This is a genomic window from Streptacidiphilus jiangxiensis, assembly GCF_900109465.1.
In the GTDB taxonomy this organism is placed as follows: Bacteria; Actinomycetota; Actinomycetes; order Streptomycetales; family Streptomycetaceae; genus Streptacidiphilus; species Streptacidiphilus jiangxiensis.
In genome coordinates this window covers 57,531-67,260 of record NZ_FOAZ01000026.1, presented here as the reverse complement: position 1 = coordinate 67,260, position 9,730 = coordinate 57,531, and the positions used below count along the sequence as shown (strand labels likewise).

The 9,730-nt window shown below is 72.8% G+C and carries 13 protein-coding genes; 2 read left to right on the top strand and 11 right to left on the bottom strand.

Going from position 1 to position 9,730, the window contains the following annotated elements; genetic code table 11:
* Nucleotides 1-5 precede the first annotated feature (5 nt).
* Nucleotides 6-1,277: a GNAT family N-acetyltransferase gene (locus BMY61_RS36145; RefSeq protein WP_042457929.1), complete on the top strand. Its 1,272-nt coding sequence runs from the start codon at nucleotides 6-8 to the stop codon at nucleotides 1,275-1,277.
* Nucleotides 1,278-1,416: 139 nt separating this feature from the next.
* Here the strand turns inward: BMY61_RS36145 and BMY61_RS36140 are convergent, their stop codons facing one another.
* From BMY61_RS36140 to BMY61_RS36095, 10 genes are all read right to left on the bottom strand, one after another.
* Nucleotides 1,417-2,394: a deoxyribonuclease IV gene (locus BMY61_RS36140; protein ID WP_082015559.1), complete on the bottom strand. Its 978-nt coding sequence runs from the start codon at nucleotides 2,392-2,394 to the stop codon at nucleotides 1,417-1,419.
* A 42-nt stretch (nucleotides 2,395-2,436) separates the two neighbouring features.
* Nucleotides 2,437-3,318 carry an AraC family transcriptional regulator gene (locus tag BMY61_RS36135; protein ID WP_042457845.1) on the bottom strand — a complete coding sequence of 294 codons (882 nt, stop codon included), beginning with the start codon at nucleotides 3,316-3,318 and terminating at the stop codon, nucleotides 2,437-2,439.
* Between the two features lie 91 nt (nucleotides 3,319-3,409).
* Nucleotides 3,410-3,898 (bottom strand): hypothetical protein, encoded by a 489-nt coding sequence (locus BMY61_RS36130; protein WP_042457842.1) that lies wholly within the window; start codon nucleotides 3,896-3,898, stop codon nucleotides 3,410-3,412.
* Nucleotides 3,899-4,298: 400 nt separating this feature from the next.
* Nucleotides 4,299-4,589 carry a hypothetical protein gene (locus BMY61_RS36125; protein ID WP_143094691.1) on the bottom strand — a complete coding sequence of 97 codons (291 nt, stop codon included), beginning with the start codon at nucleotides 4,587-4,589 and terminating at the stop codon, nucleotides 4,299-4,301.
* The gene (locus BMY61_RS45555; RefSeq protein ID WP_042457828.1) at nucleotides 4,586-4,972 is read right to left on the bottom strand and encodes a DUF805 domain-containing protein; all 387 of its coding nucleotides are present in this window, start codon (nucleotides 4,970-4,972) and stop codon (nucleotides 4,586-4,588) included. Before BMY61_RS45555 ends, BMY61_RS36125 begins: the two co-directional genes overlap by 4 nt.
* Entirely contained in the window at nucleotides 4,969-5,433 is a 465-nt protein-coding gene (locus BMY61_RS36115; RefSeq protein WP_042457825.1) for a hypothetical protein, read from the bottom strand. The genes BMY61_RS45555 and BMY61_RS36115 overlap by 4 nt, the downstream gene beginning before the upstream one ends.
* Nucleotides 5,430-6,020, bottom strand: coding sequence for a hypothetical protein (locus BMY61_RS36110; protein WP_143094690.1), 591 nt, complete (start codon nucleotides 6,018-6,020; stop codon nucleotides 5,430-5,432). The genes BMY61_RS36115 and BMY61_RS36110 overlap by 4 nt, the downstream gene beginning before the upstream one ends.
* Nucleotides 6,021-6,074: 54 nt before the next feature.
* The gene (locus tag BMY61_RS36105) at nucleotides 6,075-6,941 is read right to left on the bottom strand and encodes a TetR/AcrR family transcriptional regulator (protein ID WP_052439401.1); all 867 of its coding nucleotides are present in this window, start codon (nucleotides 6,939-6,941) and stop codon (nucleotides 6,075-6,077) included.
* Between the two features lie 9 nt (nucleotides 6,942-6,950).
* On the bottom strand, nucleotides 6,951-7,532 hold the full coding sequence (locus BMY61_RS36100) for a thiol-disulfide oxidoreductase DCC family protein (RefSeq protein ID WP_063773390.1): 582 nt from the start codon (nucleotides 7,530-7,532) through the stop codon (nucleotides 6,951-6,953).
* Between the two features lie 3 nt (nucleotides 7,533-7,535).
* Entirely contained in the window at nucleotides 7,536-7,958 is a 423-nt protein-coding gene (locus BMY61_RS36095; RefSeq protein WP_042457818.1) for a hypothetical protein, read from the bottom strand.
* A 197-nt stretch (nucleotides 7,959-8,155) separates the two neighbouring features.
* Here BMY61_RS36095 and BMY61_RS36090 point away from each other — a divergent pair, with 197 nt between their 5' ends.
* Nucleotides 8,156-8,503, top strand: coding sequence for a hypothetical protein (locus tag BMY61_RS36090; protein ID WP_042457815.1), 348 nt, complete (start codon nucleotides 8,156-8,158; stop codon nucleotides 8,501-8,503).
* A 90-nt stretch (nucleotides 8,504-8,593) separates the two neighbouring features.
* Here BMY61_RS36090 and BMY61_RS36085 read toward each other — a convergent pair whose 3' ends face one another.
* Nucleotides 8,594-9,682 carry a rhomboid family intramembrane serine protease gene (locus BMY61_RS36085; RefSeq protein ID WP_083555244.1) on the bottom strand — a complete coding sequence of 363 codons (1,089 nt, stop codon included), beginning with the start codon at nucleotides 9,680-9,682 and terminating at the stop codon, nucleotides 8,594-8,596.
* Between the last annotated feature and the right edge of the window lie 48 nt (nucleotides 9,683-9,730).

Genomic DNA, 9,730 nt, shown 5'->3' with positions numbered 1-9,730 from the left:
CGAACATGGGACAGAGCGCGCACGACATCGAGATCCGGGTCATCGGCGACGAGGAGCTGGGCGCCTGGGGCCAGGCCCTCAATGCCGGCTTCATGCGTCCGATGGCCGACGGCCGACCCGATTTCCAGCGCAGGCGGTTCCAGCTGGGACGCGCTCTCGGCGCGTTCGACGGCGCGCGCTGCGTCGGCACCTTCCGCAGCTTCGAGAAGGAGCTGACCGTGCCGGGCGGCGCGACGCTGACGGCCGACGCGGTGACGAACGTGACCGTCTCCGCGACCCACCGTCGCCGTGGCCTGCTGAACCGGATGATGCGTCAGGACCTCGACGCGGCGGTCGCCCGCGGCGAGGCCTTCGCCATGCTGATCGCCGCCGAGTTCGGCATCTACGGCCGCTACGGCTTCGGCCCGGCCACCGCCCAGCAGGGCAAGGTGATCGACAAGCAGCGCTACGGCGGCATCCGCGTCCCGGCAGCCTCGGACCAGGGCAGCATCGAGCTGCTCACCATGGCCGAGATGGGCAAGATCGGCCCCGAGCTGCACGAGCGCTTCCGCCGCACCCGCCCCGGCGTGGTCTCCCGCGACACGGTCGACTGGCAGTTCAAGACCGGTGAGCTCCTCAATCCCGACCGTGCCTTCAAGGAGCCGCTGGTCGCCCTCTACCGCGACGCCGCCGGCACCCCGGCGGGCCTGCTCGCCTACCGAGTCACCGACGACGACTGGCGCAACTGGGTCCCCCGCACGACGACCCTGAAGGTCGACGACTACTTCGCCGTGGACTGGGCGGCCGAGGCGGCGCTGTGGCGCTACGCGCTCCAGGTCGACTGGATCCAGCGCGTCGAGGTCTGGGACCTCGCCCCCGACTCGCCGCTGCCGCTCGCCCTGCACGACCAGCGGGCCTGCGTCGACAACGACGACAGCACCGGGGACTTCCTCTGGGTCCGCATCCTCGACGTGGCGAAGGCCTTCTCCGCCCGCACCTACGACGCCCCCGGCCGCGTCGTCCTCGACGTCACGGACCGCATGGGCTACACCGACGGACGCTTCGTCCTCGACGCGGCGGCGGATGGCACCGGCGTCTGCGAGGCCGCTGACGCGGCGGACGGGGAGGTCGACTTCGCCATCGACGTCAGCGAGTTGGCGGCGGTGTACTTCGGCCACCAGCCGCTGGCGCGCCTGGCGCAGGCGGGCCTGCTGGAACAGCGCCGCGCGGGCGGCCTGGACGCCGCACAGCGCGTCCTTCGCACGGCGCAGGCGCCGTGGTGCCCCGACGTCTTCTGAGACGAGGTGGCTGCCCTCCCTCGGGGCCCGGGGCTCTGCCGGTGCGGCTCCTCCCCCGGGCCCTCGGCCGGTAGGTGCCCCCTGCGTGGGCGCGAACGACCACCGGCATGCGGGTGGCTGCGCGCGTTCGGCCCGCCGGCTACGTGGATGGCTTGTCGCGCCCACGCGGCGGGGCCGCACCTGTCGGAGCCTCCTGCCCCTGGAGTCGCAGCCGCTTCAGCGTCTCGACGTCCTCCGCGTGACCGAAGCCCGGGGCGGCGCTGCGGTCAGGGGTCTCGACGATGAGAGGAACGCCCGCCGTCGCCGGGTGGCGGAAGAGCTCCGCAAAGGGCGCGGCGCCGATGTGGCCGTCGCCGATGTTCGCGTGACGGTCCTTGCGCGCACCGACGACGTCCTTGGAGTCGTTGGCGTGGACGAGCTTCAGTCGGCCGGGGCCGAAGACCTTCTCCAGCAGGTCCAGCGCCTCGGCCGCACCGCCCGGCGCGGCGAGGTCGTGGCCGGCGGCGAAGACGTGGCAGGTGTCGAGGCAGACGCCGAGCTGGGGGTGGCGGTCCAGCGCCTCCACGTACGGCTCCAGGTCCTCGATGCGCGAGCAGAGCGACTCGCCCTGACCCGCCGTCGGCTCCAGCAGCAGCAACGGCAGGTCGTCCGCCTCCGCCTGGTCCAGCAGCGGCAGCAGATCCGAGCGCAGCTGCGCCATCGCCTCCGCCCTGCGGCCCGCGCCGATCGCGGAGCCGGTGTGGACGACGACGCCGCGCGCGCCGATCGCGCGTCCGCGCACCAGCGAGTGGAACAGCGACTCCGTGGAGCGTTCGCGCGTCGCGGCCGTGTCGGAGCCGAAGTTGATCAGGTAGGGCGCGTGGACGTAGGCGAGCAGGTCCCGCTTCTCGCACTCCTCACGGAACGCCCGGTCGTGGGCGGGGTTGCCGGCGGGCGTGGCCCAGCCGCGCGGGTTGGCGACGAAGACCTGGACGGCCTCCGCGCCGATCCGCTCCGCGTAGGCGAGGCCGGTGCCCACGAGCCCGCGGCCGGCGACGGGGACATGGGCACCGATCGGATTGCGGTGGCGGAGGTCATGGCCGTGGGCACGGAGGAGCGGGTCCTGCTGGTCGTTCACCCGTGCAGCATGCCACGCCCGGTCCGGCGGCCGGCGGGCCGCTCAGCCCTCCGGCTCGACGGCGACCCACAGCTCCGCGAGCGCGCCCTGCCCGGCCGGGTCGGCGCCGACCTTGAGCAGGGTGGGTCCGGGCCGGTGGCGGTAGGGGTTGGACGGGAACCACTCGCTGTAGACGTCGCCCCACATCCGCTGCAACGCGGCCGGGAACTCGCCCACGGAGGTGAACACCGCCCACAGGCCGCTCTCCAGCGTCAGCACGTCGAGGCCGGCGGCCTCCTCGCCGCTCGCCCGCTCGGGACTCGCGACGACCGCGTGGTAGTAGTCGAGGGGGCTGCCCTCCTCGTGGTTCTCCTCGTCGTGGGGGCGGGTGACGGAGACGATCCCGCTCGGCTCCTGGTCCGAGAGGGAGGCGATCCGGGCCATGCTGTCGGGGTCGATCGCCTTGATCATCTCCATGATGTGCGGGTTCACCCCCTCGTTGATCTGCGGCACGGTGGCCATCCGGCCCACCACCGCGAAGCGGTCCTTCGTGACGATCCGGTACTGCATGGAACTCCTTCCGTCGACGACGAGCCGGAAGGACATCCGCGGCTGCGACCGCAGCGCGAGCCCGTCGCGCCGCGCCTCGCCGGGCCCCACCCCGTGCATGGCACGGAACGCCCGGGCGAACGCCTCCCCCGAGCCGTAGCCGTAGCGGACGGCGAGCTCCAGCAGCGTCCGCTGCCCGGCCACGACCTCGGCCCCGGCCACCGTCAGCCGACGCCGTCGGACGTACTCCGACAGCGGCATCCCGGCCAGCGCGGAGAACATCCGCCGCAGGTGGTACTCCGAGGTGAGCGCGATCCGCGCCAACTCCGCGACGTCGATCGGCTCGCGCAGATGCGCCTCGACGTACTCCAGGGACTCGTTGAGGGGTTCGAGCACGCGGGTCCTTCCTCGCTCGCTTCCGTTCACCGTCGACCCTAGGAATCCTCCCCTGTCCCGGACCCGACATCCTGTGCCCGTTCCGGTCGGGTCAGCGCGGCTTCTGCCGAACGTCGGACCAGCCCAGCGCCAGCGCCCAGGTGTCGGCGGCAGCGCCGTGGACGGAGACCGCGACGTCGGTCAGGGCGTTGTCGAGCACGATCTCGTTGTGGGTCCCGGGGGTGCCGGGCGCGCAGTCGACGTCGAACCACATGACCGCCCCCAGGCGCACTGTGATCTTGCCGGGGCCGGTGCACTCCACCTCGACGCTCAGCGTGCCCGGCTCCACGCGCGGCACCACGGCCGGCTGGGCGGAGCCGGTCCGGCCGGCGACCTGCAGCAGCACCTTCCCGGGCAGGTCGAGCCCGATGGGACGGCTCGGGTCGACGGGCGGCGCCCCGGCCGTCGACTGTCCGGCCGTCGGCGACACCCGCACGGGCGCAGCGCCCGCCTTCGGCTGCGAACCACTCGAACAGGCCGCCAGCACGACCGTTCCCGCCGCAACGGCGGCGACCACCCCCAAGCGCTTGTGTGCGCGCATGACTCGCTCCCCCGGTTCTCGTCCGACCTGGGGAGGAAGGTAGGTCCCCGGCGACGCGCGGGGAAGCCGCCTTGAGCAAGTGTTGAGGCACAAACCGCCGGTCGGACACCGCGCGCCCCCCGACCGGCGGGGCCACCTCACTCGGGACCGAGCGGGACGAGCCGGCCGCAGCCGTCCACGCGGCAGGCCACCGCTGTCGAGCCACCGCTGTCGGGCCGCCGCAGTCCGGCCCCCGGCGACGCTCCCGCGAGGCGGTGAGCGACCGCCGGCAACGGCAGTTGGACCGCGGGCGGCCGTCAGCCCGTACTCCAGCATGTACATCGCGAGCGTGCCCACCGCGCGGGTCGCTCGCCAATCGGCCCGGGCGCCCGCTGCTGCCGCGTCCGCGTCCGAGTTCCGGTCACTCGGGCGTCCTCCGAGAGCTCAGGACGGCGCGCCACGGGCCGCCGTGGATCCAGGAGGAGCAGGCGACACCAGCCAGGACCGGTGCGATGAAGTAGCCGAGCAGCGCGAGCAGCGCCGTCGCGGGCGAGTCCATCACGTACCGCACACCCGGCGAGGCCAGCCACGCCAGCACGGCGTAGGCGGCGACCACCAGCGTCCAGGCCAGCCAGGCCCCGAGCACCACGCCGCACCCGCGCGCGGCGACCAGCGCCGGCTGTGGCACTCGCCGGGTGGGAGGCGGGGTCACCGCTCCTCCCGCTCGGTGCGCAGTGGCCCGCCTTCGTCCGCCCAGCGCCAACTGCGGTGCCCCAACACGGCGCACGTGTAGACCGCACGCAGCCGAAGCTCGTCGGAGGCATCGAAGCGGGCGGGCTCGATGACAGCCGGCGACAGCACCCCGCCGCACTCGGGACACCAGCCGGCCGCGCCTGTCCGGTTCAACCTCTTCGACAGGACCGCGAACGCGGCGACAAGGGCGACGAGGGGGACGGGCAGCGCGAACCAGCCGAAGAGGAAGGTCGCGATCGCGGTGGTGATCAGCAGGAGCAACGATCCCAACGTGACGACGACCAACCCGACGAGGATCGTCACGACGCCCCACAGCCAGTGGTCCCGCTGGGGCGTCCTCATGTCGCGTAGCCGGTCCGGTGGTAGACGCAGGCGACGCCGTCGTCGGGGTCCCCGACCGTGGCGACGAGGACGAAGCCGTGTTCGTCGCGTCCGTAGTCGAGCGCGTAGCCCTGGGTACCCAACTCGATGACAGCCGTGGCCGGGATGTCGGCGCTGCCGAGGCCCGGGTCCTGGCTCCAGTGGACCGTGCCGCTGACGGTGCGTCCCACGTGGAGACCGTCGGCCGACTCGTCGACCGGGAAGCGCTGCACCCGCCCCGTCAGGTCGGTGGCCAGGTCCAGGGTGGTGTGCGGGCAACGGCTGTCCGCCGTCCAGTGGCCGACGAGGAGGCTCGTCGACACGGGTCGGTCGAGCGGTTCGACTCCCATCCCCGCCAGCGCGCAGCCGGCGGTCGCCGCCGCGGCGGCGACGGGCACGGCGAGTCTGAAAGCCCACCACGCCAGGTTCTTGTTCTGCTTCATCGTCCGCCTCCGAGTGGCGCCGTGGTGTGAGCCGTCACGGCCGAGGCGACCAGCCCGAGCGCCAGTCCCGCGGCGGACAGGCCCAGCGCGAAGCCGGTCCAGTCCCCCGAGGTCATCGCCTGCGTCGCGGTGACCACCAGCAGGCCGAGGCTGTACGGCAGGAGGCTGATCAGCTTGAGCAGCACGCCGCCGACGTAATGCCGACGGCGGATGAGCGCGGTGCCGCCCACGCCGAGTCCCGCCTGGGGCAGCAGCCAGAACAGGGCCCCCACGAGCAGCACCCCCGGGTAGGCCACAGCGGCGACCGCCAGCATCAGCGGCAGGCCGATGCACCAGAAGGTGGTCGTCCGGGCGAGCCCCACGACCCACCGCTCGGAGGGCCGTTCCTGACGGCCCGTCGCCACCCCGTAGGCCACGGCCGCGGCGAACACGGTCAGCCCGCCGGCGAGCGGCAACGGGACTCCGACCGCGAACAGCGCCAGGCCGAGGAGGAGGGAGAGGCCGAAGCCCTCACCCAGGGCGCGGAGCAGAAGGCCCGTCATGTCGGGGCCGGTCTCCGGCGGTGGCAACGCTGCGCTGGTGCTCATCCTGCTTCCCCTCCGGCGGCCGCAGCGCCGGAGGGACCGAGCCCTCGGCTCGGGTCAGTCCTTGGCGCGCCGCCTGCGCTTGGTGCCGCTCTCCGGGCCGGCAACGGTGGTGGTCCTGCCGATCGACGTCTTGCCCGTCGACGTCTTGCCAGTCGACGTCTGGCCCGTCGACGTCTGGCCCATCGACGTCTGGCCGATGGTCGGCAGGACGAATTCCTTGATCATGTCCACCGCGTCGCGGACCAGCGGGCGGAAGACCCGGTAGCGCGACAGGGTGACCAGCTTGGCGACGAACGGAGCGCAGCGCTGCACGAAGGCACGGGTGCGCTCGGTGTCGTCGGTGCGGTCGAAGACCCAGTACAGGACGACGACCATGAGGTGCAGCCAGAGCAGGTCGGGCAGCAACTCGTCCAGCTCCGGGTCGATCTTCGGACCGAGGTCCGAGCCGTCCAGCACCTCACGGAAGAGCTGGACGGCCGTCTCGCGGGCCGGGTGGGACTCGTTGGAGAAGGGGCTCAGCGCGCTGTCCGGGTCGGCCGCGGTCCGGAAGAACTGGGCGGCGAACTCGTGGTACGGCGCCGCGCAGTCGATCCAGGACTCCAGCGAGAGGGTGAGCCGCTCGGAGAAGTCCCGGCGGCCCTCCATCCGGGCCCGGGCGTCGACCAGGTGCTCGTGCGTCATCCGGTCGTAGAACCCCTGGATCAGGAATTCCTTGCCCTCGTAGTAGTAGTAGGCGTTCCCGACCGAGACACCCGCCTCCGCGGCGATGGCGCGCATCGTGGTCTTCTCGTAGCCCCGTTCCTGGAAGAGGCGCATGGCCGTCTCCAGGATCAGCGCGCGGGTGCGCTCGCTCTTCGCCGTCTTGGCGCTCTCGCCCGCCGGCGCGGCTGGGGTGGACGGGGCAGGCTGTTCGTCGGTCACGGATCGAGGCTATCCGGACCATGCCCGGCACTCGCTGCCGCAGGACGGAACATCGTCGCCGGGCCCGTCCGGGCCGGCCGGGTCGGACAGCTCGGTCGGGTCGGACAGGCCGGTCCCGGCTGCGGCGGCCGCCCCCCGCGCGGTCGCCGCAGCCGTTCCCGTCCCCCCTCCCCCTCTCCCGTCGCGGTGCGACAGGAGCTTGCGCCCGCTCGCCGCGGCAACCACCGCGGCCCGGGCGAGCGGTGCCCCGGCCGGAGTGCTGAGCTGGTGAGCGGTGGCCCGGTGGCCGGCGAGCGCCCACAGGCAGGCGATCCACGCGGCCGGGCCCTCGTAGACCTGGCCCGCGTCGCCGATCACCGTGATCTCGTCCTGTGCCCGCCGGTGGTCGAGCTGCGGGAACCTGGCCCGCGCCTCGTCCGAGCCGACGTCGACGAACTCCAGCGGCACGAGCTGCGGCTGGCGTTCCAGCCAGCGACGCAGGTAGCTGCAGAGCGGGCAGCCCGGATCGGACAGCACCGTCAGCCACCGGACCGGGGCGTCGCTGGCACCCCGCTCCGGTACCGGCCGGGGCGTCGGCTGGGGCCGGCTCATCGCTCAGGCCTGCGGGGCGACGGGCGGCATGGGCACGGTCCAGGCCGTCGGCGGGACCGGCGGGCGCGGCTCGTTGCGCATCCGCGCACCGTTCCGGAACCGGTTCAGCACGTAGACGTTGACCAGGTGCATCACGCCCAGCACCAGCAGCACCGTGCCGACCTTGTAGGACAGCGCACGGAACACCTCGGGGACGTCCGCCACGTCGTTGTCCCCGACGCGCAGCCACAGAGCGACAAAGCCCAGGTTGACCAGGTAGAAGCCGACCACCAGCAGGTGGTTCACGGCGTCGGCGAGCTTGTCGTTGCTCTGGAACACGTCGGCCAGGAAGACGCGGCCGGCCCGGCTCAGGGTCCTGCCCACCCAGATCGTGAGCGACAGGCTCAGGATCAGGTAGACGACGTAGGTGACGACGGTGGTGTTCATCTCGGCACAGCCCTCCGGCCCTTCACACAGTTGTTGAACGCGTTCAATTTCGCCTTCGAGAGGACTGTAGCAGCTTTTTGAACGCGTTCAATATGCCCGGGAGGGCCGAACCTCAGATCTGGATCAGATGTGTTGTGGCAGGGCCCCGCGCTGGGCACAGTGACCTCGAAGGACCCGACGCGAAGGGGGATCACGAGATGCTGATCGGGTTGTTGATCGTGGTGGCGGTGCTGGCCGTACTGACACCGGTGGCCGTGGACCGGGCCCGCCGGAAGAGCGCACGGACGGACGCGGACCGGCGGCAGGCACACGGGCGCCGGGACGGCCTCGCCTACCTGCCCGATCCCACCGCCAACCAGATGCCGTGGAGCGATCCCGGCCAGCCGACCGGCGGGCACCACGGACACCACGGACACCACAGCCACCACGACCAGAGCTGGCAGCAGAGCGGCGGACACCACGGCCACCACGACAGCGGCTCGTCCTGGTCGAGCTCGTCCGGCTCGTCCGACTTCGGCGGAGGCGGCGGGCACCACCACGGCTGACGACAGGCCTGCGACGGAAACGGCGACGGGCCGGGTGGCATCCGCCACCCGGCCCGTCGCCGTTCACCACCGAGCCAGGCTCGGCTTCGTTCAGATCGCCCCGAGCCGACTCGTCTCCCAGAGCACCAGCGCCACCAGCACCGCCAGGACCAGCACCACCGTGCCCGCCTGCACCCACGGCCGCGCCTTGCCCCGCGGCGCGAAGGCGAAGCCCGTCCCCACGGCCAGGCCCGCGAGCAGCCCGCCGAGGTGACCTTGCCAGGAGTCGATCCCGGCCGACACCACCATCCACAGCACGAAGATGGCCAACAGCCCGTTGCCGCCCAGTGGGTCGTTGCGCAGCCGCCGGCTCATCACCCAGTACCCGCCGACCAGGCCGAAGATCGCGCCGGAGGCGCCGATCGCCGCGCTGTCCGGCGCCAGCACGTAGACCGCCGTCGACCCGCCGACCGCGGCGGCCAGGTAGAGCGAGACGTAGCGGACCCGCCCCAACTGCACCTCCATCACCGGGCCGAGACGCCACAGCCAGATCATGTTGAAGAGGATGTGGGTGATCCCGAGGGCACCGGAGCTCGGCAGCGCGTGCAGGAACGCCGAGGTCACCAGCCGGTACCACTCACCGTGGGCGACGCCGACGGGCACCAGGCCCTCCGGCACGAAGCCGGGCCAGGGGAACACCGTCCCGTTCGGGGTCATCACCCCGCGCCCCAGCTGGGCGAACCGGTCGACGATCGCGTTGTCGCGCAGCTCGCCCGCGAAGGCGAGCACGTTGAGCAGGATCAGCGTGATCGTCGCGACCGGCGGCCCGCCCGCGATCCGCCCGCCGAAGACCGTCCGCGCCCGTCGCTGGGACTTCACTCCTTCGCGCAGGCACTCCGGGCAGTGGAAGCCGACGGAGGCGGCCCGCATGCAGTCCGGGCAGATCAGGCGCTCGCAGCGGGTGCAGCGGACGTAGCACTCGCGGTCCGGATGGCGGTAGCACGTCGTCGCCGGCGGCGCGACGGCCTGCGGCGCGTCGACGGACGGCGCGGCCACCGACGGCGCGGCCACGGACGGCGCGGCTTCGGACGGCGCGCCGGCGGGCTCGGCCTGGGCCGGGATCGCGGCGGCCGCTGCCTGCTCGGGCGCGGCCCCGGACACCCCCTCGACCGTGGAGGGCGCGTTCTCCTGGTGCTCCATGGCGGCGTGTGGCTCCACTCGATGCGAGGTGACGGACGAACCGCGGCA

What these genes read in the sequence shown, in the direction of transcription:
- BMY61_RS36145 (WP_042457929.1), top strand. Translation starts at nt 6, where the DNA reads ATGGGACAGAGCGCGCACGACATCGAGATCCGGGTCATCGGCGACGAG.
- BMY61_RS36130 (WP_042457842.1), bottom strand. Translation starts at nt 3,898, where the DNA reads ATGCGCGCACACAAGCGCTTGGGGGTGGTCGCCGCCGTTGCGGCGGGA.
- BMY61_RS45555 (WP_042457828.1), bottom strand. Translation starts at nt 4,972, where the DNA reads ATGAGGACGCCCCAGCGGGACCACTGGCTGTGGGGCGTCGTGACGATC.
- BMY61_RS36115 (WP_042457825.1), bottom strand. Translation starts at nt 5,433, where the DNA reads ATGAAGCAGAACAAGAACCTGGCGTGGTGGGCTTTCAGACTCGCCGTG.
- BMY61_RS36110 (WP_143094690.1), bottom strand. Translation starts at nt 6,020, where the DNA reads ATGAGCACCAGCGCAGCGTTGCCACCGCCGGAGACCGGCCCCGACATG.
- BMY61_RS36100 (WP_063773390.1), bottom strand. Translation starts at nt 7,532, where the DNA reads ATGAGCCGGCCCCAGCCGACGCCCCGGCCGGTACCGGAGCGGGGTGCC.
- BMY61_RS36095 (WP_042457818.1), bottom strand. Translation starts at nt 7,958, where the DNA reads ATGAACACCACCGTCGTCACCTACGTCGTCTACCTGATCCTGAGCCTG.
- BMY61_RS36090 (WP_042457815.1), top strand. Translation starts at nt 8,156, where the DNA reads ATGCTGATCGGGTTGTTGATCGTGGTGGCGGTGCTGGCCGTACTGACA.
- BMY61_RS36085 (WP_083555244.1), bottom strand. Translation starts at nt 9,682, where the DNA reads ATGGAGCACCAGGAGAACGCGCCCTCCACGGTCGAGGGGGTGTCCGGG.